This is a genomic window from Nocardiopsis coralliicola (assembly GCF_054779695.1).
The window spans coordinates 21,606-46,705 of sequence record NZ_BAAGXT010000017.1; the positions used below are offsets into that span (position 1 = coordinate 21,606).

Genomic DNA, 25,100 nt, shown 5'->3' on the forward strand with positions numbered 1-25,100 from the left:
GCAGCCGCTCCGGCGGGGCGTGCGGCGCGGATGTCCATTCTGGCGGAAAGCGCCCGCCTGGAGGCCTCTGCCGCCGCCGCGGACCGCGCCGGCATCCGGCCGGCTGACCCGGCTGCCTCCCCCGGAACGCCTCCGGCGTGCGCCTGCTTCCCCTGCGCTGGACGGGGATGGCGCACAGCATCCGCTCAGCCGCCCTGGCGCGGGTCCCAGCGGAAGTACCGCAGGATCCAGGCGGCAATCCCGATCCAGACGGTCAGTACGGCGAGCGCTGGAGCGGCGGCGGCCCATACCTCGGGTCCGGCCAGCGGAGCGGCCGCGCCCGGGGCCGCGGCGAAGGTGTCGACCCCGAAGTAGGCGGCGCGGGCCAGGTCGACGGCGGGCAGCATGGGCAGGAACGACAGCGCGGTGTGCAGCTGGGGCAGCCCGGTCAGCGGAACGAAGCTGCCACTGGCCGCCAAGAGCAGCAGGAACGGCAGCACCGACACCAGCTGCGCGCTCTCGGCGTTGCGGGCCAGGCGGGTCACGGACAGGCCCAGCAGGCAGAACACGACCGTGCACAGCAGGATCCCCAGGAGCAGCAGCACCGGGTGGACCGGCAGCGCGCCGCCGGCGGCGGCGACCGCGGCGCCGATCACGCCGGTCAGTACGGCGACCGCCGCGACCACGCTGAGTGTTGTCGCCCCGAACAGCGCCGATGCGGGCACGCCGGCCGCGCGGTACCGCTTCAGCAGCATCGACTCGCGGCGGGCCGCGTACACGGTGGGCATGTGCATGATCCCCAGGGTCATCGGCGCCAGCATGAGCACCGGTGCCATGGCGAAGGCGCGCTGGTCGATCCCGTGGGGGCCGTCGCCGCTGAGCGCGAGCGCGGGAAGGAGGAACATGAGCGGGGTGGCGGCGGTGTAGGCCGCGGTCCGGTAGCGGTAGAAGAGCAGCATCTCGACCCGCGCCAGGCGGAGCAGCTGCCGGAGCGGGCTGACCGGGGTACGCGGTGGACGCGCCGCGGCCGCCCGGTCCCCCGTCCGGGCGGACACGGCCGCCTCCGCCGCCTCTGGTGCGTTCGCCACGGCCGTCAGCCCTCCGCCAGCTCGCGGGTGCCGTCGGCGACGCTGAGGAAGGCGTCCTCCAGCGTCGCCGGCCGCACCTCCAGCAGCGGCAGGCCGGTCCGGAACCGCTCGGCCCAGGCGACGAGCGCGGCGAGCGCGCGGTGGGCGCGGAGCTCGGTGTCGCCGCCGTGCACGGTGTAGCCGACCCAGGCGCGGGCGCCGCGCAGTTCCACGTCCGGCTGCGCGCCTTCGAGCGCGGGCAGATCGCCGGCGCGCACGCCGTCCGGCAGGGCGAAGCCGATCCGGTCGCCGCGCTCGGCGACGATCGACCGGAGGGTGCCGGAGACATGCATGCGTCCGCGGTGCATGATGCCGATCCGGTCGGCGAGCCGCTCGGCCTCTTCGAGGTAGTGGGTCGTCAGGACGACCGCCGCGCCGCCGCGGACCGCGCCGGAGACGACCTCCCAGGCCGCACGCCGCGCAGCGGGGTCCATGCCCGCGGTGGGCTCGTCCAGGAAGAGCGCCTCGGGCCGGCTGAGCAGCGCGGTGCCGAGGTCGAGCCGGCGCCGCTGCCCGCCGGAGAGCTGCCGCACGACGACCCCGGCCTGCTCCTCCAGCCCGGTGATCGCCAGCACCTCGGCGGTGCCCATCGGGTCGGCGCACAGGTCGCGGGCGAGGTCGACGGTCTCGCGGACGGTCAGCTCGGGGAACTGGCCGGAGTTCTGCAGCACGGCGTCGACGCGCTCGCGCAGCGCGGCCGGCTGGCCGTAGGGGTCGATGCCGAAGACGCGCACCGCCCCGGCACCGGGCCGCCGGAACCCCTCCAGGGTTTCGATGACCGTGGTCTTGCCGGCACCGTTGGTCCCCAGCAGCGCGTACAGCTCGCCCCGGCCGACCTCGAACGACACGTCGCGCACCGCTTCGAAGTCGCCATAGGACTGGCGGAGGCCCCGCACGCTGATGGCCGCGGCTCCGCCCCCGCGCCCCCGCTGTGGTGTGGTCATGGTGCCAGCGTCTCGCCGGCGGCGCCGGTGCCGGTAGACGCGCGCGTCACCGGTGCCGGCGGCGATTCGTAACGCCCGCTCCATGACGGATGTCATGGGTCGGCCGCGCACACGGCGGCGCCCCCGCCTCTCCTGGAGGCGGGGGCGCCGCTGGGTCCCCGGAGCCGCGCTCGGGGACCGGTGTCTCGATCCGGTGCCGGCCGCTGCCGTCAGCCGCGGCGCTGCTGCGCCGCAGCCCGCCAGCGGTGGCACCGCCCAGACGGGCGGCCGGGACTGGCCCGGCCCCGAACCCGAATCAGATGCCGCGGACCTGCTCGGCCTGCGGACCCTTCGGGCCCTGGGTGACCTCGAACTCGACGCGCTGGTCGTCCTCGAGGTTCCGGAAGCCCGATCCCTGGATGTTGCTGTAGTGAACGAAGACGTCCGGGCCGCCCTCATCCTGGGCGATGAAGCCGAAGCCCTTTTCGCCGTTGAACCACTTCACGGTTCCCTGAGCCATATCTGCCTCCTGACAGGTCGATGGGTGGAGGACCCGACTTCCGGGCCTCCTGATCGCACTTCGAGACGTGGCGCGCCCCACCGTTCCCGGCAGAAGCTAGGCGCCCGCGACGACTCCGCGAGCGTCAACACAAGGTCAAACACATACACAGATTCACGACCAGCCTGTACAACGTCTCTCGCGCGACTCTATTCCCCGCTGCCCCGCGGAAACACCCCTTGGCACAGGCGCACCCCGGCCGTTCTCCGGGCATCCCTCCGCCCCGGCATCGAACGCGCAGGTCAGACCGGATTCTCCGGGGCGTCGGCCCGCCAGACGATCAAGCCGAATTCCGGGGTTCCGGTCATCCGCACCGCTGTTCACCGGGCGCTCAGCTGCGCGGGGCGGCACCGGGCGGGCCAGCGTCCAGGCGCCGGGCGGCCGCCTGAGGAGCTGCCCCGCGGCGGACGCCGCCCGCCAGCCATGCACTAGGGCTTCTTCATGCCGTCCTGCACCCAGGCCCGCAGGTCGGCGCCCGGGCAGTCGGTCGAGTTGCCGGACAGCCCGCCGTGGTAGGTCTGGTCGAGGGTCTTGCCGGCCTTGTCGTTCGCTTCGTCGTAGAGGGCGCGGATCGTGGTCTTGGCGGCGTCGGTGGCGTCGCCGTCGCGGCCGATGAAGCAGACCCCGATGTGGGTGGTGTTGTGCGGCGCCGCATGCGCGCCGACCACCAGCCAGCCGCGCCCCGCGTAGGCGGTGCCGTCGGTGTCGACGAGGAAGTTGTAGCCAACGTCGGCCCAGCCGTTGCCGTCCATGTGGAAGTCCTGGATCTGGCGGGGCGTCTGGCTGGTGGGCCCCTCCGAGTAGTGCACCGTGAAGCCGGTGCGGCCTCCCCAGGTCGTTTCGGTCACCGAGCGCGGCGAGCGCGCACCCCACTCCGACCGCGGAACAATCGCCACCATGCTGCTGCTCCCTTCCGCTGCGGGCCGCGGGGCCCGTGGACGTACCGGTGCGCGGGAGATAGTCCGGACCAACCGCGCACCAGCATTCATTCAACGGAACGTCAAGAACTAAACACGCAGGGCACCCGGCGCAGCGCAGAGCCGTACGATTTGGCTGGCCGGAAGGGGTCGGCTACCAGCCGGTGGGGATGCGGCCGGTGCCCCGGCACTGCGGGCACGCCTCGCCGCTGGGAGCGCGGCCGCTGCCCCCGCAGTCCACACACATGCCCTCTTTCGCGTGCACCGGCCGCACCGGGGCGGAGGCGTCCGGACCGCCGGCGCCGCCGGGCGCACGGCCGTTCCAGGTGTCCATGGCGGAGTGGAAGCGGTCGAGCGCGGTGATGGCGGCGTCGTGCAGCGCGTCGGAGATGCCGGGGGTGTGCGCCAGCCGGTACGCCTGCTCACCGATCACGCAGAGCCCGCCGACATCGCAGGTGACCTCGGTTTCGCCGCCGGGATACACCCGGGCGTGCGCCATCGCGCTGCGCGCGGAGGCGTGGAAGAGGTCGTCGTCGAAGGACGGCGCCGCACCGGCCAGCCAGTCGGCGAACCCCCCGGGCAGTGCGATGGTCAGCGCCGGTGCCGTACCGGCGCGGTCCGAAGCCGTCACGTTCATGCCCCTCCCCCGGACTCGGGAAGCCCCCGTCCCCGGGAGCATGGAAGCACACGTGCACGTGCACTGCCAAGAGCGGTGATCACCCCGGGTACTGCCGGGACAGCGGTGCGGAGCAGCCGGGGCCGGGCCGCTGGGCGGCCTCAGCGGCGGCGCCTTCGCAGCGCGCTGCCGGCGGCCAGTGCCAGGCCCGCGGCGAGGAGCAGCGTCCCCACCACGTTGACCTGCGGGGGGATGCCGACGCGGGTGCTGCCCCAGATCCACTGCGGAAACGTCGTCGTCGTGCCGCTGACGAAGGACGTCACGATGTAGTCGTCCAGCGACAGCACGAACGCCACCAGCCCGCCGGCCGCGATACCGGGCGCCAGCAGCGGCAGTGTGACGAGGCGGAAGGCCGCGGCGGGGGTGGCGCCGAGGTCGCGGGCGGCCTCCTCCAGCGCCGGGTCGAGTGTCCGGACCCGGGCCCGGACGGTGAGCGCGGCGAAGGGCAGGGCGAACGCGACGTGCGCAATCACGGTCGTCCAGAACCCGGTCGCGATGTTCAGCGCGAGGAACAGCGAGAGCAGTCCCGCGCCGAGCACCACCTCGGGGGCCGCGATCGACGCGAACAGCGCGGCCTCGGTCGCCGCCCGGCCGCGGAACCGGTGCCGGCCCAGCGCCAGGCCGAGCAGGGCGCCGAGCATCCCCGCCACGGCCATCGTGAGCAGGGCGATGGCCAGCGACGTCAGCAGGGCCCGGTTCAGGTCGGCGTGGGCGAAGGCGTCCCGGTACCAGCGCAGGGTGAACCCCTGCCAGGTGACGTTGTACCGGCCCGCGGCGTCATTGAACCCGAAGACCGCCATGAAGGCGGCGGGCGCGCACATCCACACCGCCACCGCCGCGACGCCGAGGCCGCCCCACGGCCGCCGCGGCAGGCGCATCCGCCGGCCGCGCGCCGGCCGGGGCCCGGACCGGCCGCCCCTCCTCCGCGGGCCGCGCGGCCGCTCGGGCGCGGTTCCGGTGCCGCTTCCCTGGCCGCCGCCCCTGCCGCTGCCGTTCACGGGGCGCCCTCCGGCACGGCGGCGCGCACCGCGGGCACCCGCACCGCCGCGATCACCGCGGCGAGCAGCAGGACCAGTACCAGAGCCGTCAGCGCCGCGGCCGCCGGATAGGCGTGGTCCACCAGGTACCGGTCCTCGATCACCGAGCCCACCACGGCGGTGTGCGCGCCGCCGAGCGTCTCGGCGGTCACGTAGTCGGCCGCCGCGGGGACGAAGACCATGATCGCGCCGGCCGCCACTCCGGGCCGGGCGAGCGGCAGCACCACCGCCAGCAGGGTCTGCAGCGGGCCGGCGTACAGGTCGCGGGCCGCCTCCACCACGGTGCCGTCGACGCGGGCGAGCACGGTGTACACGGGCAGCACCATGAACGGGAAGAAGGTGTGCGCCAGACCGAACACGACGGCGGGCGCCGTAGTCAGGACCCGGGCCCCGCCGGGCAGCAGGGCGAGGTCCTTCAGCGGGCCCAGGAGCAGGCCGTCGTCGGCGAGGAGCGCCTGCCAGGAGACCATGCGCAGCACGAAGGGCACGAGCAGCGGGAGCAGGATCAGGAAGAGCCAGAGCCCCTTGCGCCGGCTGCGGAACGCGATCCAGTAGGCGGTGGGGACGCCGACGGCGGCGCAGACCAGCGTCGCGCAGGCGCCGTACAGCAGCGACCGTGCGATCTGCCCGCTGTGCGCCGCCCACACTTCGGCGTAGACCCCGGTGTTCCAGGCCGGGGCGTATCCCTGCACGGAATCGCCGTCCATCAGGGACAGCGACAGCATCGCCCCCATCGGCACGATGAAGAACGCGGCCAGCCACAGCCAGGCCGGGGCGGCCAGCAGGTACGGAAGGGCGCGGGCGCCCCGCGGCCCGGCGGGGCCGGCGCCCGGACCGCCCTGCTGCCCGGGCGGCCGGCGGCGCGCGCCGCCCTGGGGGCCGCTGCGCTGCAGCTCCGCGCCGGTGCGCGGCGGCGATCGGTCGTCCACGGCGGTCAGGACCGGGTGACCGACTGGAAGAGGGCGGTGAAGTCCTCGGCCTGCTCCAGCGGGACGGGGACGAAGTCGTGCAGCCGGTCGTAGTCGTCGGCGGCGGGGAAGACGAGCGGGCTGTCGGCGGTGCGCTCCAGTTCGGCGCGCTCCGCGTCGGACACGCCGTCCGCGGCAGCACGTTCGCGGAGCACGTCGCGTGCCTGGGGGACGGGCGTGATGAACGCGATCTCCGCGGCGAGCTGCGCCGCCGTCTCCGGCGCGAGCAGGAAGTCCATCAGCATCGCCGCGTCGACGGGGTTCTCCGCCGTGTAGGGGATCATCATCAGGTCGCTCCAGAGGGTGGCGCCCTCGTCCGGCAGCACGAACTCCAGCCGGGTGCCCTCCTCGGCGTTGCGCTGGTGCACGTCGCCCGACCACGCCATGGAGAGCCACAGGTCGCCGTTGCTGAGCGGCTGGATGTAGTCGGACTCGTAGTAGCGGCGGACGATGCCGGCGTCGCGCTGCTCCGTGAGCCGGTCGGCGGCGCGCTCCCAGTCGGCGCGGCCGGAGCCGGCGGGCGCGGTCCCGTCGAGCAGCAGCGCGTAGTTGGCGAGCTCCTGCGGGTCGGCGAGCATGCCGACCTTGCCGGCGAACTCCGGGTCCCACAGGTCGGCGATGCGGGTGATCTCCCGGTCGACGTAGTCGGGGTTGTAGGCGATGCCGGTGATGCCGGAGGCGTAGGGGACCGTGTACCGGTTGCCCTCGTCGTAGGCGGCCCGCTTGTAGCGGTCCGCGACGTGCGCTCCGAGGTTGGGCAGCATTCGGTGGTCGAGCGGAGCGAGGTGGTTCTGCGCGAGGAGGCGGGTGAGCTCGATGCCGCCGCTGAGCACCATCAGGTCGTAGCCGACCGGATCGCCGGCCTCGAGCGCGGGCCGGATCCTGCCGTAGAAGGAGTGGTTCTCCTGGACCGCCTCGTCGTAGTCGACGGCGATGCCGGTCTCCTCGGTGAACGCGGCGAGCGGGGCCCGCTCGGGGTCCATGTAGAGGGGCCAGTTCGCGAAGGAGAGCCGGCCGGAGGACTCCTTGCCGTCCCAGAACTCCGCGGCGGTCACCGGTTCCGCGCGGCTCCCGCCGACGCCGCAGCCGGCCAGCGCCCACGCCGCGGCCGCGAGCCCGGCGCCGCGCCGGACCGCGCGGCGGCCCGGGCGCGGCGGGGGTACAGGGGTGGAGCGGGGGCGGGCCACGGGGGCTCCTCCTTCATTCGGGGGGCTTGGCGGGCTGCGGGGTGCCGCCCGGCAGGGCGGGGCGGGCGGGCGGCGGGCCAGGGCGATCCGCTCGCGCATCGTCGTACCCGGTCCGTGCGGTGCGCGGTCCCGGCCCGGCGGTCCGGCCGAGACCGGACAGCCGCTGGGCCGGGCGGCGGACCCGGCCTCACTCGGGCAGGGTGCGGGTGTGCTCGGGCCGCCAGCTCAGCCAGACCGGCGCACCGCGCTGCACGGCGGTGCCCGGCCCGCCGGTGTTCAGCGCGTGCACGGCGATCTGCACCCCTTCGGCGTCGACGGTGTACTGGGTGGTCCCGCCGAGGTAGTCGGCTTCGCGGACCGTGCCGGATACGGCGCAGAGCCCGCCGCCGTCCCCCGGGGGTTCGGTGCTGAGGGCGATCTTCTCCGGCCGCACGGTGAGATGGACGGCGGCGCCGGGAGCGGTGGTGCCGGCGGCGCGGACCCTGCCCCCGCCGACGCGGACGTCGGTCCAGCCGGCGGGGGCGCCCGCCTCGGCGGTACCGGTGAGCAGGTTGGCGGCGCCGAGGAAGCCGGCCGCGAAGCGGGACGCGGGCCGCTCGTAGACCTCGGCGGGGGTGCCGGTCTGCACGACGGTGCCGCCGGCGAGCAGCGCCAGGCGGTCCGCGAGGGCGAGCGCCTCCGACTGGTCGTGGGTGACGTGCACGAACGCGATGCCGACTTCGCGCTGGATCCGCGTGAGCTCGCGCCGCATCGACCGGCGCAGTACCGGGTCCAGCGCAGCGAACGGCTCGTCGAGCAGGAGTGCGCGGGGCCGGTTCACCAGGGCGCGGGCCAGCGCGACCCGCTGCCGCTGGCCGCCGGAGAGGCGGTCGGGCCGGTCCCGCTCCCGGCCGCCCAGCTCCACCAGATCGATGGCCTCGCCCACCCGGCGGGCCGCCTCGCGGCGGGGCACGCCGGAGCGGCGGAGGCCGAAGGCGATGTTGTCCCGCACCGAGAGATGGGGGAAGAGCGCGTAGCTCTGGAAGACCGTATTGACCGGCCGCCGCTCGGGCGGCACGCCCGCGGCGTCGCTGCCGCCGAGCAGGACCGCGCCCGCGTCGGGCTCCTCGAACCCGGCGATGCAGCGCAGCAGGGTCGTCTTGCCGCAGCCGGAAGGGCCGAGCAGCGAGAAGAACTCGCCCGGAGCAACGGACAGGTCGACCCCGTTCAGGGCGGTGACCGGTCCGGCGCGAGTCGCGAAGGCCTTGGCGAGGCCGCGCACGGCGACCGCGGGAGCGGTGCCGCCGGTCGGCGCCTGGCCCCCGGTGCTCCCCGAGGCATGCGGCCCTTCGGCCGGGTCACCGGGGCGGGTGGAGCCCTGTTCCCCGTCCGATCGCGGGGGTGGCGCAGCCGACGCGTGCTCCCCGGACTGCTGTCCCCCGTCCACGCGCGCTCCCTTTGTCGTGCCCCGGCAGGTCCCCGCCCCGAAGGCGGTCAGTCGCGGCCGAAGTAGCTCATGACGTGCTTGACGCGCGTGTAGTCCTCCAGGCTGTACAGCGAGAAGTCCTTGCCGTAGCCGGAGTGCGTCAGCTTCTCGTCCCTGAAGGGCCGAGCTTGCGGCTCTAGCTCGCACCTGGAGGGTGGATGCTAGGCCGCGTCGTCGGCAGCGTGACTCACTGCCCAGCCCGCGACACTTCGCGAGGAGATGTTGCGGGCTGCATTGACGTCGGCATGCTCAGCGAAGCCGCACGACGTACAGACGAATGTGGCCTGCTCAGGCCGGTTCTTCTTATCGATGTGATCGCACTCGCTACACTCCTGCGAGGTGTAGGCGGGATCGACATAGACGACCGGGACCCCGGCCCGTTTCGCCTTGTAGGCGATATAGGACCCGAGTCGGGCAAAGGGCCATGAATGCAGCGTGACCCGCTGGGGCTTGCGTAGCCGTACCCTCTTGCGGATGCCGCCCAGGTCTTCCAGGGCGATACCGCGCCAGGTGCGTTGAGCCTCGGTCACGATGCATTTGGCGATGCGGTGGTTGGTGTCAGCTGCAAACCGTGCCTCACGGCCCGACAGCCGGCGCAGCACACGCTTGGCGGACTTCGTTCCCTTCCTCTGCAACCGCCTGCGCAAATGACGGTGCCGATGACGGACATTGTTCGTGTGCCCGCCAGAATGGATAGTGCCGTCAGAGGTGGTGGCGATGTTGGCGATGCCCAGGTCGACGCCGAGAAAGTCCCCGGGCGTGTACTCGTTGGCTTCGGGCACCTCGCACGTGGCGTACAGGTACCAGTTGTTGCCACGTCGGACCAGATCGGACTCGCCCTGGCGATATTCAGCCAGCATCTTCAACTGGTCCGGTGAGCCGGTGAACGCTAGATCCTTCATGCGCCCCTGAACGGTCCAGACCGACACGGTGCGCGCGTCCAGTCGCCAGGACAGACACCGGTCGTCAAACGGCTGTGCGGCGTCCTTGCGAAACCGCACCGGCGTGTTCTCCACCCGGGTGCGCCGTTTGGAGCCTTCACATCCGTAGTTCCCGGCCCTGAGGTTGGCCGCAACGGTGGCATAGGACCCGGCGACCTTGCGCACGCAGTGGATCGCTGGCTGAGCTGACAGACCCATGGCCTTGACCTCGTCGTAGACCAGACGCTGCAACGGCGCCTTGGCCTTCACGTCGGCCTCGTGCGCCCGCTGGGCGGCGTGGTTGGCTGCCTGGTTGCACAGCTTCAGCGTCTCCCACAGCGCCCTCTCCTGTACGGCGTCGGGGAGCAGCTTCACCTGCACGACGATCTTCACCCTTCCAGGTTACCGTCTTATCTATGTCACCGCGGTGGGAACCAGACCCCAATATCAGACGCGGACGCAGTGTTTTATTCAACCTTCATGTCCATCTTGTCTTCGTCACCAAGTATCGGCGCGGTGTGCTTGCCGGCCCGATGCTGGACCACTGCGAGCAGGCCATGCGCGGCGTGTGCGAGACCATGGGAGCGGAGCTGCGCGAATTCAACGGCGAGGACGACCACGTCCACCTGCTCGTGCACTACCCGCCCAAGATCCCGATCTCGACGCTGGTCAACCGACTCAAGGGCACCTCAGCGCACTACCTGCGCAAGCAGTTCCCCGACCACGTGCGCCGGTTTCTGTGGGACACCCACTTCTGGTCGCCGTCCTACTTCGCAGCATCGTGCGGGGGCGCCCCGCTATCGGTCATCGCCGAATACATCGACCAACAGAAACGCCCGGACTGACCGTCCGGACGGGCGAGGGAAGCGATTCCTCCCGGCCGTGAACGACCCGGATTCCTCGCTAGAACTGGTTGAGGACTATTCCAGGCCCTGCAGCGCGCGCACAAGGTGCGGGGCGCGCCAGGGCAGGCGTTCGCGGAAACGCGTGCGCCCCCGGCCCGGCGGGGCCGGATCCGGGGGCGGAAGCGGTCGGGCTGCTGCCCTAGGCGCCCTTCCAGTTGGGCGTGCGCTTCTCCGCGAATGCGGCGGCGCCCTCCATGGCGTCGTGGCTCACGAAGACCGGGCCGGTAACGGCGTCCTGCCGGGCCCACATCTCCGCCTGCGGCCAGTCGGCGGAGGCGCCGATCACCTCCTTGGAGACGGCGACCGCGAGCGGGGCGTTCGCGGCGATCCGCGCGGCGAGGCGGCGGGCTCCCGCAAGCGCTTCGCCGCTGGACTCGACCGCGTTCACCAGCCCCAGTTCGGCCATCCGCGGCGCGCCGACGAAGTCGCCGGTCAGCGCGAACTCCATGGCGATGTTGCGCGGGATGCGGTGCTGCAGGCGCAGCAGGCCGCCCCCGGCGGCGACGAGGCCGCGCTTGGCCTCGGGGATGCCGAACTGGGCGTCCTCGGCCGCGACCACCAGGTCGCAGGCGAGCACCGCCTCGAACCCGCCGGCCAGGGCGTAGCCCTCGACCGCGGCGATCAGCGGCTTGCGCGGCGGGCGCTGGGCGAACCCGGCGAAACCGCGGCCCTCCACCACCGGGACCTCGCCCTTCATGAACGCCTTGAGGTCCATGCCGGAGCAGAACGTGCCCCCGGCCCCGGTGATGATGCCGACGGTCAGGTCGTCCCGGGCGTCCAGGTCGTCCAGCGCGTCGGCGATGCCCTGGGCCACCGCGGCGTTCACCGCGTTCTTCGCCTTCGGGCGGTCGATGGTGATGACGGCGATGCCGTCGGCCGCCTCGTAGTGCACGGGCGTCTCTTCGGCCATGGGCCCTCCTGTCCTCTGCGTGCGCGGGCGGGTCGGCGCCGGCCGCTGCGCGGTGCCGTTCGGCACCCGGCTGCGCCGGCCGGCGGGGCGGGACGCTACTTCGGGGGCATCCGCAGGCCGCCGTCGATGCGGACGACCTCGCCGTTGATGTAGCTGATCTCCAGCAGCGAGCGGACGAGGCGGCCGAACTCGTCGGCGGTGCCGAGCCGCTTGGGGAACGGCACCGGGGCGGCGAGCCGCTCCTTGAACGCCTCCGAATCGGGGCCCTGCCCGTAGATGGGGGTGTCCAGGATGCCGGGCGCGACGGTGTTGACCGTGACGCCGATCGCGGCGAGGTCGCGCGCCGCCGGGAGGGTCATGCCGATCACGCCGCCCTTGGAGGAGGAGTAGGCGATCTGGCCGATCTGGCCCTCGATCCCTGCCAGCGAGGCGGTGTTGACGATCGCGCCGCGCTCGCCGTCGGCGTTGGCCGGCTCGGTCGTGGCCATGGCGGCGGCCGACAGCCGCAGCAGGTTGAAGGTGCCGATCAGGTTGACCTGGATGACCTTCTGGTAGCTCTCCAGGTCGTGCGGGACACCGTCCCGGTTGACCGTGCGCGTCGCCCAGCCGATGCCGGCGCAGGCGACCGCCGCGCGCAGCGGCTTGCCGGTGCCGGTGGCGACACCGACGGCGGCCTGCACCTGGGCCTCGTCGGAGACGTCGGTGAGGGCGAAGAGGCCGCCCACCTCCTTGGCCACTGCCTCGCCGCGCTCGGCGTTGAGGTCGGCGACGACGACGGTCGCCCCGGCGTCGGCCAGCTGCCGGACGGTCGCTTCACCCAGGCCGCTCGCGCCGCCCGTGACGATGGCGGAAACTCCATTCAGATCCATGTGCGGAACCTTACCGACCGAACCCCGACCGCACTAGAACGGGGTTCGGTTTTGCTGCCTCCGGCCCGCCGGGCACACCGGAGCGCCACCCGGCAGGCGGATCAGATCAGCCGGATCAGCCGCGCGACCGGGCCTCGACCGCGGCGATGAGCCGCTGCTCGGCGCCGGCACCGGGGCGCACCTTCGGCAGCCGCAGCAGGAACAGGGCGCCGAACGCCCACCACGCGCCGACCATGACCCATTCGGGCGGGGCGAGCGCAGCCGGCAGGCCGGGCAGGTAGAGCAGTCCCAGGCCGACGCTGAGCACCAGGGCGGTTGCGCCGACGAAGCCGCCGGCGGGCACGCGGAACGGCCGCTCCATCCCGGGCTCGCGGCGCCGCAGCAGCAGGAAGCTGACGACCACCACGACGTAGGCGACGACGATGTTGACGCCGCCCGCGTTGACCAGCCAGTCGAGCATCGCCTCGCCGAACACCGGGGCCAGCACCGACAGCGCGCCGATGAACAGGATGGCGTTGCTCGGCGTGCGGTACTTCGGGTGCATGCGGGCGAACCACAGCGGCAGCATGCGCGACTCGGCCATCGCGAACAGCAGCCGGCTCGCGCCGATCAGGAAGGCGTTCCAGCTGGTCAGAAGGCCGGCGATGCCGCCGATCACCAGGACGTTGCCCATCGCGGGGCTGTTCCACAGCGCGGCCATCGCGTCGGCCGAGGCGAGGTCGGAGGCGGAGAGCTGCTCCGCGGTCAGGCCGGCGCCGGCGGTCAGCATGATGAGCACGTACCAGGCCGCGGCGCAGGCGACCGAGACGACGAGGAGCGTACCGACCTGGCGGTAGGGCAGCTTGATCTCGCTGGCCGACTGCGGGATCACGTCGAATCCGACGAACAGGAACGGCACGGCCACCAGGACCACGAAGATGCCGGACACCCCGCCGGTGAACAGCGGTTCCATGTTCTCGGCCGAGCCGCCGGCGAACGACCCGACGAGCATGGCGGCGCCGGCGGCCAGCAGGAAGAGGACGGCCACCGCCTGGAAGACGCTGGCGGGCCGGATGCCGATGTAGTTGACCAGGGTGATGGCGGCGGCGATCAGCATGCCGAGCGCCACGAGGCTGCCCTGCACCTCGTACCCGGCGATCGTCCAGAGCGGGAACGCGCCGAGGTCGGGGAAGAGGTAGAGGAGGGTCTGCGGCACGGCGACGGCTTCGAAGCCCACGACGGAGACGTAGCCGAGAACCATCGCCCAGGAGGCGATGAAGGCGCCCTTGCCGCCCAGTGCGCGCATGGCGTAGTGGTGCTCGCCGCCGGCGTGCGGCATGGCCGAGACGAGCTCGGCGTAGGTGAAGCCGACGAACGCGATGATCACGCCGCCGATGACGAACGCGAGCGCGGCGCCGGCGGTGCCGGCCGCGCTGATGAAGTCGCCGGTCAGCACGATCCAGCCGAAGCCGATCATGGCTCCGAACGCCAGGGCCAGCACGTCGGTGCGGCCGAGGACCTTGAGGAAGCCGGAGCCGCCGGACGCCTCCGAAGTCGTCGTTTCGGACATGGTGGGGGTTCCATCCGGTCGCTGGGGAGGTGAACTGGTGGGGGACATTTAGGCCCCTGGGCGGCCACCTTCGCAAGAGTCCATTCCGGCGTTGTTTCACGGAAGGGCGGGGAAAAATACTCCGTTCTCCACAAAAGTCTTCGGCCAGAAGGCCCGATTGCACGGGCCCGCATCCGGGCCCGGAGACGCCGGCCGGTGAGTCCTGGGCCTTCCGCCGGCGGCGCTCCGGCCGACGGCCCGGCGTGCATCGGAGCACGTCGAAAATGCTTTGCCTGCCCGGGCACAGGCACCTACTCTGGAGACATGCGCATTTAACCGTCGAGACCACGCACCGGGACGCGCGGCGCTCGCCCTGCCGGAGGATCCCTCCGATACCAGCGGCTGGAGCAGCCCCTCCCGGTGCGTCTCCCTGTATGCGGCCGGTCCTCCGCGGATCCGCCGCGGGGAACCCCGTCCGGAAGAAGCCGGCGTGGTCTCGACGCAGCCGTCCGGTGCACCTCTGCGGTGCCCGGCGCGCCGATCGCGCTGTCCCGGACGCCTCTGCGCGACCCGCCACGATGGAAACCGTGGAGGCTGCCGCTTGTCACGCACCCGATTCGATCTCGTCGCAGAAGTGGCCGACGCGGGCTCCGCCCCGCTGCTGCGCGCGGCCGACCTGGCCAAGTCCTACGGCGGGCGGCCCGTCTTCGACGGTGTCGCGCTCGCCGCGGCGCCCGGCCAGCGCCTCGGCCTGGTCGGCGAGAACGGCGCCGGAAAGTCGACGCTGCTGGGCCTGCTGGCCGGTGAGGTCGAGGCCGACGGGGGCACCGTCGAGCGGCCGCCGGAAACCGGCTACCTGCGCCAGGAGGCGCCGTTCACCGACGCCGACACCATCGCCGGCGTCGTCGAGGCGGCCCTGGCGCCGTCCCGGGAAGTCGAGCGCCTGCTCAGCGAGCGGGCGTCCGCCCTGGACGGCGCGGACTCGGCCGCCACGGCCGACTACGCCGAGACCCTCGCACTCGCCGAAGCATTGGACGTGTGGGGCGCCGACCAGCGCGCAGAGCTCGTGCTGGCCGGGCTGGGGCTCGGCGGCACCGACCGCGAGCGCAGCGTCGGAGCGCTGTCCGGCGGGCAGCGCAGCCGGCTCGCGCTGGCCGCGCTGCTGATCCGTCGGCCGCGCGCGCTCCTACTCGACGAGCCCACCAACCACCTGGACGACGACGCCGTCGGCTTCCTGGAGGAGTACCTCACGGCGCTGCCCGGCGTGGTGGTGCTGGCCTCGCACGACCGCGCGTTCCTAGACGCCGTCTGCACGGGGCTGCTCGACCTCGACCCGGCGGTGGACGGCCCGGTGTCCTACGGCGGGGCCTACACCTATTACCTGGAGGCCAAGCGCAAGGAGCGGGCCCGTTGGGAGCAGCGCTACGCCGCGGAACAGGAGGAGCTCAAGGAGCTGCGCGAGTCGGTGCAGACCACGGCGCGCAACGTCTCGCTGGGGCGGCCGCGCGGCAACCAGGCCAAGATCCTCTACGACTTCAAGGGCAGCCGCGTCGACAAGCAGGTGTCGCGCCGGATCCGCAACGCCCAGCGCAGGCTGGACGAGCTGGAGGGCTCCCAGGTCCGCAAGCCGCCGCGGCCCCTGTCGTTCTCCGGGACGCTCACCGGGGAGGCACCCGCCTCCGGGCTGGCCCTGACCGCTCGCCGCATCGACGTGGGGGACCGGCTCCGGCTCGACGAGCTCGACCTGCCGGCCGACGGCCGCCTGCTGGTCACCGGCGCCAACGGCGCGGGCAAGTCCACACTGCTCTCGGTCCTGGCCGGGCGGCTCGACCCGGGGCCCCAGGGCGCGGTGCAGTGGCTCGGCGGAGCGAAGGTCGCCCTGCTGGAGCAGGACGTGGTCTTCCGCGATCCCGAGGCAACGCCGCGGGCCCGCTACGCCGCTGCTGCCCCGGCAGGCGCCCCGCCACTGTCCGACCTGGGACTGATCGCCCCGGGCGATGCCGACCGGCCGCTCGGACTGCTCAGCGTCGGCCAGCGGCGCCGGCTGGCGCTGGCCCTGCTCATCGCGGTGCAGCCGCAGGTGCTGCTGCTCGACGAGCCCACCAACCACCTATCGCTCTCGCTCGCCGAAGAACTGGAGGCCGCCCTGCAGACCGCCCCGGGCGCCGTCGTCATCGCCAGCCACGACCGCTGGCTCCGCCGCCGCTGGACCGGCGCCCAGCTCCATCTGGCCCAGGGCCGTCCGGTCCCCTGACGCCGCGCCAGTGCGGGGCCGAACCAGCGCCCCGCACTGGGCCGAGTCGCTAGGGCGTGTTGGGTGGACACCTGTCCTGCTGCGCGGCGCCCTGGCACGCCCTAACCGAAGACTTCATCGGCGGTCTCGGCCGTCCACGTCCGCTCCCGCCACAGCTCCAGCCGGTCGGCATCGGTGGACTCGCCGACCAGCCGCCGCTGCTCCGCACTGAGCGCGATCTCCCGCACCTGGAGCACATCCAGGATCCGCCCCCGCAGCTGAATCAGAGCCTCCTCGGCACGGCCCTCGGCGCGGCCCTCTTCGCGCCCCTCCTCGCGCCCCTCCTCGCGCAACCGGTCGGAGTAGGGACTGTGAAACCGGATCGGCCCCATCCCGGCCGCCCCTCCCGTGTCCGGAGTCCGCCGCTAGCTGAAGATCTCATCGGCGGTCTCGGCCGTCCAAGTCCGCCCGAGCCACCGCTCCAACTCGTCGCGGTCGGCCGACGCCGCAACCCGCTGCTGCTGCTCCGCACCCACTGCGATCCCCCGAGCATGGAGCACATCCAGAATCCGCGCGCGGAGCTGCTGAACGGCCTCCTCTTCGCGCCCCTCTTCGCGCCCCTCCTCGCGCAACCGGTCGGAGTACGGACTGTGAAACCGGATCGGCCCCATCCCGATCGCCTTCCTCATCTCCTGCAGCGCCTCGCCCGACAGCAAGGTGAGCGTGTATTCAGCGTACTTTCGCGAACTCCTCGTCAGGCAGGTGCCGGATCCCGCGGAGGAACGTCTCGATCATGCCCGGCACGTCCTGATGGGCCGCGGCGGCGAGGACGGCGAGCGAGGGGTCGGCTGCAATCTCCTCCTCGTCCCTCGGCGCCGGCAGCGTCTGCGGGCCCACCACCCACGGGCGGAGCACAAGCGATCCGCAGTCGTACTCCCGGTCGTAGCGCTCGGCCGTGGGCTCGTCGGTGCAGACGACGACCAGGCCGACACCGCACTTGTGCCGCTCGGCGCAGACCGCCGCGTACTCCAGCCACTGGAACACCTTGTCCCGCCGGTAGGAGGTCTGCACCTCCACCACCAGCACCATCTCGGTCCGCCCGGAGTCCTCGCGCTCGGCGATCCCTGCACTGTCGAGCAGGCCGATGACCACGTCGGCACGGCGCTCGACCGGCTGCGTCTCGCCGAGGTCGGCGTTGTGCAGCACCGCCTGGTCATAGTGGGGCAGCTGCCGGCCGAGAACGCGCGTGACCAGGTGCGCCGCACATTCCGGGTCATCGCGGAACAACTGCACCCGCGTCTCGTGTGCGTAGCCGAGGCCGCGCTTCTTCTCCTGTCTCACGGAACGGACCGTAGCGGCGCAATCACCCCGTCGCCGGAAAACGCTCCTATCCGCTGAATCAGCGGCGGGTATCGGCGTTTCCGGGGCGGCCGATACCGCGGTCGGGCACCGCATCGGCGCGGGCGCCGGCCCTACAGGCCGCCCTGGGCGAGGCCGCGGAGGCGGTCGAGCTGCTCCCAGTGGCGGGCGACGGCGGTGCGGCCGTCCGGGGTGAGTTCGACCCAGGTGCGTGCGGTGCGGCCGGCGCCCGAGCGGGTAAGGGCGACGATCCCGGCGTCCTGCAGCTTGTGCAGGTGGCTGGAGAGGTTGCCTTTGGTCAGGCCGGTCAGGGTCTGCAGGAAGCGGAAGTCGGCGCCGTCGGCCGCGAGCAGGGCGGTGGCCACCGTCAGCCGGGCCGGCTCGTGGATGACCTTGTCGATGTCGGGGAGGCCGCCGGCGGTCTCGTCGGTCACGGGTGTCCCTGTCCGTTCGGGCCGGCGTCGCCGCCGGCACCGGCTCCGCGGACGGACACAGCGGCGAGCGCGCGGTCGAGGGTGCGGTGGTCCAGCAGCCCGCCGATGATGAAGCAGATGCCGAGCGCGAAGACGGGCGACCCGTTCTGCAGGCCGTCGGAGGCGTTGAGCGGATGCGTGCCCCCGGTGAAGAGGCCGAGCGGGAACAGCCCCGCCGCGGTGAGAACGGCACCCATCACCGCATAGTGGCGGGTGATGCGGGCGTCGCGCCACTTGCGCCGGGCGGCGCAGCCGTAGAGGCCGACCACCACCAGCACCAGCCCGATCTGCACGCCCGCAAGCCACAGCGGGCCGTCCTGCAGATCGAGAAGGGTGACGCCGATGCCGAAGCCGATGAAGAGCGCCAGGACCACCGCCACGAGGACGGTGCCCTCGACGGCGCTGCTGCGGCGCACGCTTCCGTAGCGCCGCCGGTAATAGGCGCTCGTCGGGATCATCGCGAGCAGGCCGAGGGCCAGGACCGGCAGCGTCCATTCGGACAGGCCGGCGAAGTGGCCGGCTCCGGAGACGGCGAGGGCGATGCCCACCGGCACCACCATGAGGCCGCGCAATCCGTTGAACTGCGATGTCACCGCCATCATGCGGTCCATCCGCGCCGGGTCGATCGAGGGGTTCACCAGTGCTCTCCTTCGCAACTCTCTGCGCGTGGCCGATCGCGGGGTCCGCGCCTCACTCTTGAGTCTGCACTGCAGACCTTTATGATCCGACGGTACGCCGCGACTCTTTGGTTTGCAATACAGACCTTTTCTTCGGGGCGGCCGGAGGCGGCCGCGCCGTCCGGCCCGTGCGGCGCCGCTAGACGTGCAGTGGGCCCGGCCTGGCGTGCTCGGGCTCGGCGGGCTCGACCGGGTAGCGGAGGATGGTGGACATCCGCTCGGGCGGAGTTGCGGCGGGGTCGCTGAGGTAGACCTCGTGGTGCGGGCCGCAGAAGGCGTAGCCCTGGTGCGCGGCGAAGTGGGCGAGGCGTTCCAGCGTGTGCGGCTGGTCGTCGGCCGGGCCCACGTGGAGGATCTGCGCGGCGCGCCCTTCGTCGAGTACGGCGAGGCGCACGCGGTCGATCGGCGCGGCCGGACGCTCGGCGCGGGCGGCGTCGAACGCGGCGGAGACCACGTCGGGCCCCGCCTGGCGGGGCTGGAGGATCATGAGGGTCCAGCGCCACGTTGCGGGGCCGCCGCCGGGCGGGGCCGGGGCACTCGCCGCGCTGCCCTCCGGCTCCGGCCACCAGCGTCCCTGGAGCGGCATGAGCCGGCAGTCGACGCGCTTCCAGTCGGCCAGCACGGACCGCACGCCGCGGGCCGCGGCGATCAGCGCGCCGGCCGCGCCGCGGAACGCGGCACCGCCGGGCGCTCCGGTCCCGTCGACCATCAGGTACGGAAGCGGCGGCACGTCGACGAGGGCCGGCTTCGCCCCGGCCCGGTACAGCGGCGCGTGGATCCGCAGCAGATCCTCCGCGGGCACCCGGCCCATACTGCTCCTCTCCGGGGCCTCCCAGTCTGCCCGCCCACCCGGTCAACGGGAAACCTTCAGCACCGCAAGAGCGGCCCTGCGCCCCATCTGCCCCGGTCCTCATCAGAGGGTCCGGCGCAAGGGGATCCCGGGAGCAGTCTGCCTGCGCGCACGCCAGGTGAGTGTCCTCGCCGTGCACATTCCGCGGCGCCGCACCGGATGAAAGAACCGTGGCAGGGGCGACCGACCACGGAACCCGGGAGATGTCGCGATGGGCCACCCGAAGAGCTGCGCCAGAGCCCGAGGCGACCGCTGCGCCTGCCAGACCTGCAAGGGCACCCAACACGGCATCGCCCTGCTGGACTTAGCCGCCCGGGCTCGAGTGGCCGACAGGCGTGCGTTCCGAGAGAAAGCCGACCGGAAGTGGGCCGCTTTCCCGCCCCGCAGGGATCAGTTCGGGCGCCTTCTTCCGGCGTCCGCGAAGCACCGCACAGCGGCTGCCAGCCTCGTCCGGGCCGACCTCGTCGACGGGCTCGCGGCAGACCCGGCGACCACCGGGGCTGCACGCGCCGCGAGCGGTGTCCTGGCCGCCCCGGAATGTCTCAGCGCCACCCCGGGCTCCTTCGCACCGGGCGGCAGACGGGCCGGCGCCGGACCTGGCCGCCGTCGGCTTCCGACTGACGTCCACTTCTGGTGCGAGCTGCTTGCACGACTCGGCGACGCCGGAGCCGAAGATCCCCTCGCCGACCTCCTTTTCGACCCCGACCCAGAGCAGCCGGACGACGAGGAGATCACGGCCGCTGCCGCCCTGGCCGCGGCCGCGTTCCACGCGTCGCTCGCAGGGGCAGGACTCGGCACGGTTCCGCTGGCGAACCCGCTGCGCGTCCTCGCCTTCCTCATGTGCCCCGACCCTGCGTGGCACCGCTCCCTCGCGGGGAGCGCCGTCGACCCGCTGCCCGAACGGCTGGTCTCCACGACTGCGCGGACGAGGCTCCGTTCGGCGTTCTCCCCGAAACGGGAGGCGGAAACCTGGGTCCAGACTGCGCTCGGCCTAGAGACGGGCTAGCAGCCGCCGGGGAGTCCGGCACCGTGCCCCGACACGCCGCTGGCCCGGCACCCCTGAGGGCACCGGGCCAGGAGAAGGCGCGCAGTCCGGCTAGTCGGTGCCGGACTCCATGGCGGCCTGGTCGAGGAGGTCGTCTGCGGCGTGGCCGCCGCCGGCGGTGATGGCGTCGGCGCCGCCCTCGGGCATGGTCTCGATGAGGCCGGTGGAGGCGGCCTGCGCTGCCCCGAGCGGGCGGTCGCCGCCGCCGGAGCCGACGATGCCGAGGCCGGCGTAGGCCTCCAGCCGGGAGCGGGAGTCGGCGATGTCGAGGTTGCGCATGGTCAGCTGGCCGATCCGGTCGACCGGGCCGAACGCGGCGTCCTCGGTGCGCTCCATGGACAGCTTGTCCGGGTGGTAGCTGAAGGCCGGGCCGCGGGTGTCGAGGACCGAGTAGTCCTCGCCCCGGCGGAGCCGCAGCGTGACCTCGCCGCTCACGGCCGAGCCGACCCAGCGCTGCAGCGACTCGCGCAGCATCAGGGCCTGCGGGTCGAGCCAGCGGCCCTCGTACATGAGCCGGCCGAGGCGGCGGCCCTCCGCGTGGTAGGCGGCGATCGTGTCCTCGTTGTGGATCGCGTTGACCAGGCGCTCGTAGGCGGCGTGCAGCAGAGCCATGCCGGGCGCCTCGTAGATACCGCGGCTCTTGGCCTCGATGATGCGGTTCTCGATCTGGTCGGACATGCCGAGGCCGTGCCGGCCGCCGATCGCGTTGGCCTCCAGCACCAGGTCGACGGCAGAGGGGAACTCCTTGCCGTTGATAGTGGTCGGGCGGCCCTGCTCGAAGCCGATGGTCACGTCCTCGGTGACGATCTCGACCGAGGGGTCCCAGAACTTGACGCCCATGATCGGGTCGACGATCTCGACGCCGGTGTCCAGGTGCTCCAGCGCCTTCGCCTCGTGCGTGGCGCCCCAGATGTTGGCGTCGGTGGAGTAGGCCTTCTCGGTGCTGTCCCGGTAGGGCAGCCCGCGCTCGACCAGCCACTCCGACATCTCGGTGCGGCCGCCGAGCTCGGCGACGAAGTCCGCGTCGAGCCAGGGCTTGTAGATCCGCAGCGCCGGGTTGGCGAGCAGGCCGTAGCGGTAGAACCGCTCGATGTCGTTGCCCTTGAAGGTGGAGCCGTCGCCCCAGATCTGGACGTCGTCCTCGAGCATCGCGCGAACCAGCAGCGTGCCGGTGACGGCGCGGCCGAGCGGCGTGGTGTTGAAGTAGGCGCGGCCGCCGGAGCGGATGTGGAAGGCGCCGCAGGCCAGCGCAGCGAGGCCCTCTTCGACCAGGGCGGTGCGGCAGTCGACCAGCCGGCCGATCTCCGCGCCGTAGTCGGTGGCGCGGCCGGGCACCGACTCGATGTCGGGCTCGTCGTACTGGCCGATGTGGGCGGTGTAGGCGCAGGGCACCGCGCCCTTCTCACGCATCCACGCGACCGCTACGGAAGTGTCGAGGCCGCCGGAGAAAGCGATTCCGACGCGCTCGCTGACGGGAAGGGAAGTGAGTACCTTGGACACAGGAAAAAGTATCCATGCATCTGCATGGATATGCAAATCGGGCCCGCACCGTCTGCACGGGACCGGTACTCACTGCAGCGCAGCGGGGGCTCCGGGCCCGAAGAGGGCCATCGCCTCAAACCGGAAGTCGTCCAGGTCCGCGTAGCAGGCGGGCAGGCCGCCGCGCCGGACGAAGAACCGCACCGCGGCCGTGCGCAGGTCGCCCTCCTGTGCCGCGACCGAGACCAGCGCCGTCAGGTCGCCGTACTCCGGCAGGCTGCGGCCGGCCGCCAGGCACGCCCGCGCGAAGGCGAAAGCGCGTCCGGCCACCAGATGGAGGCGTTCATCCCCCAGCCCGGAGGAGCGCTCCGCCGGCGCCGGCGGGAGGTCGCAGTCGTCGATCCCGAAGTCGTGGAACGCCCGCTCGGCCTCCATCAGCTCTTCGGGCGAGGCGCTGCCGCTCCGCGGGGGCGCCTCCCCCAGCGTCACCAGACCGTCCGGGCCGCGCTGCCATCCGCGCGCGGCCTCCTCCCGGAGGTCGCCCGGAAGGCCGGCCGCCGCGACCGGCACGACCATCGGCAGGAGCAGGTCCATGGTGCGGTTGGCGAGCATGCGGCCCCCATGCGCAGGCGGGGACCACAGGGTCCCACGGCCGCCCGGCGGGGTGCACCCCCGCGGCCCGGCCCCCTGTTGGCGGGCGCCGGCCGGGGGCGGGCGGCGGCCGCCGGGGCCCGGGGCCGGGCCGCAGGGGCGGTCAGGTGTGGTCCGGGGGCGCCTCGAACACTTCGAGGCCGGGTACGCCGCGCCCGACACGGCGGCCCGGCGCGGAGAGGAGATCGGCGAGCCCCTCGGCGGTGGTGGCGTGCAGCGTCGGCTCGACGTCGTCGGCAGTCGTGCGGGTGGCGGCCCAGCCGGCCGGGCGGCCGCGGTCGTCCCGGGTGCGCCAGATGCGCCAGCCGGGGAAGCGGTGCTCCAGGTCGGCCGGGATCTGTGCGTCTGCCGCTCCGTGCGGCTGCTCCCCCGCTGCGCCGCCGTCCCGGGCCGGGCCGCCGGGCGGACTGCCTCCGTCGTGCCGCACTGCTCCCCCTCCGGTGTGCGCGCACAGCTCCGGCCTGCACCGTCGCCGTGCACGGCCGCTCTGCGCGATGCCGTTGCCAGGACGGTACGGACCCGGTTCCCCCGCCCACCACCGACTTGCGCGGACTTGCACACGAGCGCGGCGCAGCGGAGGACAGACGGGCACATCGCACGCATTGCACCGCGTGATCAGGGCTGTTCCTGCTCAGCGGAGGGGGCGGCACGGTGCCCGGACGCGGCTTCCTCCGCGGCGGCGTCGCGGCGGGCCGCACCGGCCGCCCGCTCGACCAGGCTGCGGGCCGCGCGGCCGAAGACCGCCGCCTCGGCCTGGCGGCGGAAGGCGCGCCGGTAGAGCGCGACCTCTCCCGGCGCAACCACGGTGACCTGTGCCGAGAGCAGTTCCACGTGGACGCGCTCGCCATCGAACACGGTGAACGTCTCCAGCGGCCAGACCGCGCCGCCGGGGCGGCCCCGCGGCACGATCCCGAGGGACACCGACGGCAGCGCCATCACCTGCAGCAGGTGCTCCAGCTGCTCAGCAGCCTCCCCCGCCGTTCCGGGGCGGTGGTGCAGCACCGCCTCCTCCAGGACGAGCGCGAAGCGGTGGTCGCCCTCGCGGAGGATGCGGTTGCGGTCCATCCGGGCGCGGACCGCGTCGGTGACGTCGTCCGGTGTGCCTTGGAAGGCGGTGATCGACCGCAGCAGCGCCGCCGCGTAGGCCGGCGTCTGGGCCAGGCCCGGCATGACCGTGGAGGAGTACACCCCCATGCTCCGCGTGCGCTCGTAGAGCGGCACCCGGGACTCCTGGGCGCGGCGCATGCCCGTGCGGTGCAGGCGCCGCCACTCGACGTAGAGCGAGTCGGCGGTGCGGGAGGCGGCGACGAGGTCGGCGGACTCGCCCTCCGCGCCGCAGGCCCGGCACCAGGCGGCGACGTCGGCGTCGGTCACCGCCTGCTTGCCGCCCTCGATGCGCGAGGTCTTGGACTCGTGCCAGCCGGCCCGGGCGGACAGGGCACGCGCGGTGAGCCCGGCGTCGAGGCGCAGCTCGCGGAGGCGGCCGGCGACTTCGGCTCGGGCCCGCTGGACACTGGAGGAGGGGGAGGAAGACATGTCAGCGCAGGGGACGGTACTCCTCATGCGGGACGGCGCGCTGCCATACCGCGGTGAACGCCGCCGCGCAGAGCTTGATCAGCCGCGCGTCGGAGGAGAGCTCGTCCTCGATCACCTGGCCGGAGCCGTCGAAGTGGTGGATGCGCAGCAGGCGGCCGTCGAAGAGCCAGAAATCGTGCGCGGGGAGCGGGATGCCGGCGGCCCGGCGGCGCGGCAGCCAGCGCACCTCCTCCCCCGCCGCGCGGTTGAGGCCGGCCGTGATGTCGTACTCGAAGCGGGCGAACCGGGACAGCGGCTCCGAGACGATGCGGGCCCGCCGGATGGCCACGCCGCGGGCGCAGTGCGCGCGGACGGTGGCGAACCAGTCGGGGTAGGGGGGATCGGGTAGCGGGATCCCGGCCTGCCAGGAGCGGTAGACCGGGTCGTCCGGCGTGTAGGCGTCCCGCATTTCGAGGTGGTGGGCGGTGTGGCGGGTCTCGGCGATCAGGTCAGCGAACGGGGGGAGCGTCGACTCCATTCAGTGCCTCCAGGATTCCCGCGGCCATCCGCCGGGGGAGACGGACGGCGGCCTCCGTCGGGGCCATTGAACTGTGTTCCTCGATCTGTCCGAGATCACTCCCATCGGTCACGACTTCCCCCTGGAATACCAGGTCTCCGCTCTCCTCGTCGACGAAGAGGGCGGGGCAGTGGTCTCCGCCGGTGTCAGGGTCGATCGTGAGAAACCTCAGCCGCATGATCCCCTCCGGAGTGGATTCCTTGCGCGGGTTTGCGCGCACACAGACTGATCCGGCCATCACCGTCCGTCAACCCCCGGATTCGCACCGAAG

Annotated in this window: 27 protein-coding genes and 1 pseudogene; 3 read left to right on the forward strand and 25 right to left on the reverse strand. The window is 73.0% G+C overall.

Annotation, left to right across the window (positions count from 1 at the left end; genetic code table 11):
• Nucleotides 1–185: 185 nt before the first annotated feature.
• The 10 genes and pseudogenes from ACYVGT_RS14210 to ACYVGT_RS14255 form a co-directional block, all read right to left on the reverse strand.
• Complete coding sequence (locus ACYVGT_RS14210) at nt 186–1,067, reverse strand: ABC transporter permease (RefSeq protein ID WP_460858178.1); 882 nt, start codon at nt 1,065–1,067, stop codon at nt 186–188.
• A gap of 5 nt (nt 1,068–1,072) precedes the next feature.
• Nucleotides 1,073–2,050, reverse strand: coding sequence for an ABC transporter ATP-binding protein (locus ACYVGT_RS14215; protein ID WP_460858180.1), 978 nt, complete (start codon nt 2,048–2,050; stop codon nt 1,073–1,075).
• A gap of 295 nt (nt 2,051–2,345) precedes the next feature.
• On the reverse strand, nt 2,346–2,549 hold the full coding sequence (locus ACYVGT_RS14220) for a cold-shock protein (RefSeq protein ID WP_460858182.1): 204 nt from the start codon (nt 2,547–2,549) through the stop codon (nt 2,346–2,348).
• Between the two features lie 479 nt (nt 2,550–3,028).
• Nucleotides 3,029–3,487, reverse strand: a pseudogene (locus tag ACYVGT_RS14225) (N-acetylmuramoyl-L-alanine amidase); the annotation flags it as partial.
• A 172-nt stretch (nt 3,488–3,659) separates the two neighbouring features.
• Nucleotides 3,660–4,142: a hypothetical protein gene (locus ACYVGT_RS14230; protein ID WP_460858184.1), complete on the reverse strand. Its 483-nt coding sequence runs from the start codon at nt 4,140–4,142 to the stop codon at nt 3,660–3,662.
• A 140-nt stretch (nt 4,143–4,282) separates the two neighbouring features.
• Entirely contained in the window at nt 4,283–5,059 is a 777-nt protein-coding gene (locus tag ACYVGT_RS14235; protein WP_460858186.1) for an ABC transporter permease, read from the reverse strand.
• A 116-nt stretch (nt 5,060–5,175) separates the two neighbouring features.
• On the reverse strand, nt 5,176–6,147 hold the full coding sequence (locus ACYVGT_RS14240) for an ABC transporter permease (protein ID WP_460858188.1): 972 nt from the start codon (nt 6,145–6,147) through the stop codon (nt 5,176–5,178).
• 5 nt (nt 6,148–6,152) lie between these two features.
• Nucleotides 6,153–7,373 (reverse strand): polyamine ABC transporter substrate-binding protein, encoded by a 1,221-nt coding sequence (locus ACYVGT_RS14245; RefSeq protein WP_460858191.1) that lies wholly within the window; start codon nt 7,371–7,373, stop codon nt 6,153–6,155.
• A gap of 187 nt (nt 7,374–7,560) precedes the next feature.
• Nucleotides 7,561–8,799, reverse strand: coding sequence for an ABC transporter ATP-binding protein (locus ACYVGT_RS14250; protein ID WP_460858193.1), 1,239 nt, complete (start codon nt 8,797–8,799; stop codon nt 7,561–7,563).
• A 200-nt stretch (nt 8,800–8,999) separates the two neighbouring features.
• Entirely contained in the window at nt 9,000–10,151 is a 1,152-nt protein-coding gene (locus ACYVGT_RS14255) for an RNA-guided endonuclease InsQ/TnpB family protein (RefSeq protein ID WP_460858195.1), read from the reverse strand.
• A gap of 23 nt (nt 10,152–10,174) precedes the next feature.
• On the opposite strand from ACYVGT_RS14255, the gene tnpA reads away from it, so the two are divergent.
• Nucleotides 10,175–10,603: an IS200/IS605 family transposase gene (tnpA, locus tag ACYVGT_RS14260; protein ID WP_460858197.1), complete on the forward strand. Its 429-nt coding sequence runs from the start codon at nt 10,175–10,177 to the stop codon at nt 10,601–10,603.
• A 199-nt stretch (nt 10,604–10,802) separates the two neighbouring features.
• Here the strand turns inward: tnpA and ACYVGT_RS14265 are convergent, their stop codons facing one another.
• The 3 genes from ACYVGT_RS14265 to ACYVGT_RS14275 form a co-directional block, all read right to left on the reverse strand.
• Entirely contained in the window at nt 10,803–11,573 is a 771-nt protein-coding gene (locus ACYVGT_RS14265; RefSeq protein WP_460858199.1) for a crotonase/enoyl-CoA hydratase family protein, read from the reverse strand.
• Nucleotides 11,574–11,668: 95 nt separating this feature from the next.
• Nucleotides 11,669–12,442, reverse strand: a complete 774-nt coding sequence (locus tag ACYVGT_RS14270; RefSeq protein ID WP_460858201.1) for an SDR family NAD(P)-dependent oxidoreductase — start codon at nt 12,440–12,442, stop codon at nt 11,669–11,671.
• 115 nt (nt 12,443–12,557) lie between these two features.
• Nucleotides 12,558–13,991 (reverse strand): APC family permease, encoded by a 1,434-nt coding sequence (locus tag ACYVGT_RS14275; protein WP_460858203.1) that lies wholly within the window; start codon nt 13,989–13,991, stop codon nt 12,558–12,560.
• A 580-nt stretch (nt 13,992–14,571) separates the two neighbouring features.
• Here ACYVGT_RS14275 and ACYVGT_RS14280 point away from each other — a divergent pair.
• A complete protein-coding gene (locus ACYVGT_RS14280; protein WP_460858205.1) occupies nt 14,572–16,224 on the forward strand; it encodes an ABC-F family ATP-binding cassette domain-containing protein in 1,653 nt (550 codons plus the stop codon).
• Nucleotides 16,225–16,325: 101 nt separating this feature from the next.
• On the opposite strand, the gene ACYVGT_RS14285 is transcribed toward ACYVGT_RS14280, so the two are convergent.
• The 6 genes from ACYVGT_RS14285 to ACYVGT_RS14310 form a co-directional block, all read right to left on the reverse strand.
• Complete coding sequence (locus ACYVGT_RS14285) at nt 16,326–16,595, reverse strand: hypothetical protein (RefSeq protein ID WP_460858207.1); 270 nt, start codon at nt 16,593–16,595, stop codon at nt 16,326–16,328.
• A 33-nt stretch (nt 16,596–16,628) separates the two neighbouring features.
• Nucleotides 16,629–16,919 (reverse strand): hypothetical protein, encoded by a 291-nt coding sequence (locus ACYVGT_RS14290; RefSeq protein WP_460858209.1) that lies wholly within the window; start codon nt 16,917–16,919, stop codon nt 16,629–16,631.
• A 13-nt stretch (nt 16,920–16,932) separates the two neighbouring features.
• Nucleotides 16,933–17,544, reverse strand: coding sequence for a hypothetical protein (locus ACYVGT_RS14295; protein WP_460858211.1), 612 nt, complete (start codon nt 17,542–17,544; stop codon nt 16,933–16,935).
• Nucleotides 17,545–17,675: 131 nt separating this feature from the next.
• Nucleotides 17,676–17,996 (reverse strand): transcriptional regulator, encoded by a 321-nt coding sequence (locus tag ACYVGT_RS14300; RefSeq protein WP_460858213.1) that lies wholly within the window; start codon nt 17,994–17,996, stop codon nt 17,676–17,678.
• Complete coding sequence (locus tag ACYVGT_RS14305; RefSeq protein ID WP_460858215.1) at nt 17,993–18,673, reverse strand: hypothetical protein; 681 nt, start codon at nt 18,671–18,673, stop codon at nt 17,993–17,995. Before ACYVGT_RS14305 ends, ACYVGT_RS14300 begins: the two co-directional genes overlap by 4 nt.
• A 178-nt stretch (nt 18,674–18,851) precedes the next feature.
• The gene (locus tag ACYVGT_RS14310; RefSeq protein ID WP_460858217.1) at nt 18,852–19,523 is read right to left on the reverse strand and encodes a GyrI-like domain-containing protein; all 672 of its coding nucleotides are present in this window, start codon (nt 19,521–19,523) and stop codon (nt 18,852–18,854) included.
• 361 nt (nt 19,524–19,884) lie between these two features.
• Between ACYVGT_RS14310 and ACYVGT_RS14315 the strand changes: the two genes are divergently transcribed.
• Nucleotides 19,885–20,568 carry a hypothetical protein gene (locus ACYVGT_RS14315; protein WP_460858219.1) on the forward strand — a complete coding sequence of 228 codons (684 nt, stop codon included), beginning with the start codon at nt 19,885–19,887 and terminating at the stop codon, nt 20,566–20,568.
• A gap of 90 nt (nt 20,569–20,658) precedes the next feature.
• Here the strand turns inward: ACYVGT_RS14315 and argG are convergent, their stop codons facing one another.
• The 6 genes from argG to ACYVGT_RS14345 form a co-directional block, all read right to left on the reverse strand.
• Nucleotides 20,659–22,107 (reverse strand): argininosuccinate synthase, encoded by a 1,449-nt coding sequence (argG, locus tag ACYVGT_RS14320; RefSeq protein WP_460858221.1) that lies wholly within the window; start codon nt 22,105–22,107, stop codon nt 20,659–20,661.
• Between the two features lie 69 nt (nt 22,108–22,176).
• Nucleotides 22,177–22,698, reverse strand: a complete 522-nt coding sequence (locus ACYVGT_RS14325) for a hypothetical protein (protein WP_460858223.1) — start codon at nt 22,696–22,698, stop codon at nt 22,177–22,179.
• 142 nt (nt 22,699–22,840) lie between these two features.
• Entirely contained in the window at nt 22,841–23,164 is a 324-nt protein-coding gene (locus ACYVGT_RS14330; RefSeq protein WP_460858225.1) for a hypothetical protein, read from the reverse strand.
• A 188-nt stretch (nt 23,165–23,352) separates the two neighbouring features.
• Nucleotides 23,353–24,273, reverse strand: coding sequence for a helix-turn-helix domain-containing protein (locus ACYVGT_RS14335; RefSeq protein WP_460858227.1), 921 nt, complete (start codon nt 24,271–24,273; stop codon nt 23,353–23,355).
• 1 nt (nt 24,274) lies between these two features.
• Complete coding sequence (locus tag ACYVGT_RS14340; protein WP_460858230.1) at nt 24,275–24,790, reverse strand: DUF6879 family protein; 516 nt, start codon at nt 24,788–24,790, stop codon at nt 24,275–24,277.
• The gene (locus ACYVGT_RS14345; protein ID WP_460858232.1) at nt 24,762–25,007 is read right to left on the reverse strand and encodes a hypothetical protein; all 246 of its coding nucleotides are present in this window, start codon (nt 25,005–25,007) and stop codon (nt 24,762–24,764) included. Before ACYVGT_RS14345 ends, ACYVGT_RS14340 begins: the two co-directional genes overlap by 29 nt.
• Nucleotides 25,008–25,100 lie beyond the last annotated feature (93 nt).

Bases quoted from the DNA above. Each gene is read 5' to 3' on its own strand.
- ACYVGT_RS14215 (WP_460858180.1), bottom strand. From the start codon at position 2,050: ATGACCACACCACAGCGGGGGCGCGGGGGCGGAGCCGCGGCCATCAGC.
- ACYVGT_RS14220 (WP_460858182.1), bottom strand. From the start codon at position 2,549: ATGGCTCAGGGAACCGTGAAGTGGTTCAACGGCGAAAAGGGCTTCGGC.
- ACYVGT_RS14230 (WP_460858184.1), bottom strand. From the start codon at position 4,142: ATGAACGTGACGGCTTCGGACCGCGCCGGTACGGCACCGGCGCTGACC.
- ACYVGT_RS14235 (WP_460858186.1), bottom strand. From the start codon at position 5,059: ATGCGCCTGCCGCGGCGGCCGTGGGGCGGCCTCGGCGTCGCGGCGGTG.
- tnpA (WP_460858197.1), top strand. From the start codon at position 10,175: ATGTCACCGCGGTGGGAACCAGACCCCAATATCAGACGCGGACGCAGT.
- ACYVGT_RS14265 (WP_460858199.1), bottom strand. From the start codon at position 11,573: ATGGCCGAAGAGACGCCCGTGCACTACGAGGCGGCCGACGGCATCGCC.
- ACYVGT_RS14270 (WP_460858201.1), bottom strand. From the start codon at position 12,442: ATGGATCTGAATGGAGTTTCCGCCATCGTCACGGGCGGCGCGAGCGGC.
- ACYVGT_RS14275 (WP_460858203.1), bottom strand. From the start codon at position 13,991: ATGTCCGAAACGACGACTTCGGAGGCGTCCGGCGGCTCCGGCTTCCTC.
- ACYVGT_RS14285 (WP_460858207.1), bottom strand. From the start codon at position 16,595: ATGGGGCCGATCCGGTTTCACAGTCCCTACTCCGACCGGTTGCGCGAG.
- ACYVGT_RS14310 (WP_460858217.1), bottom strand. From the start codon at position 19,523: ATGGGCCGGGTGCCCGCGGAGGATCTGCTGCGGATCCACGCGCCGCTG.
- ACYVGT_RS14325 (WP_460858223.1), bottom strand. From the start codon at position 22,698: ATGCTCGCCAACCGCACCATGGACCTGCTCCTGCCGATGGTCGTGCCG.
- ACYVGT_RS14335 (WP_460858227.1), bottom strand. From the start codon at position 24,273: ATGTCTTCCTCCCCCTCCTCCAGTGTCCAGCGGGCCCGAGCCGAAGTC.
- ACYVGT_RS14340 (WP_460858230.1), bottom strand. From the start codon at position 24,790: ATGGAGTCGACGCTCCCCCCGTTCGCTGACCTGATCGCCGAGACCCGC.
- ACYVGT_RS14345 (WP_460858232.1), bottom strand. From the start codon at position 25,007: ATGCGGCTGAGGTTTCTCACGATCGACCCTGACACCGGCGGAGACCAC.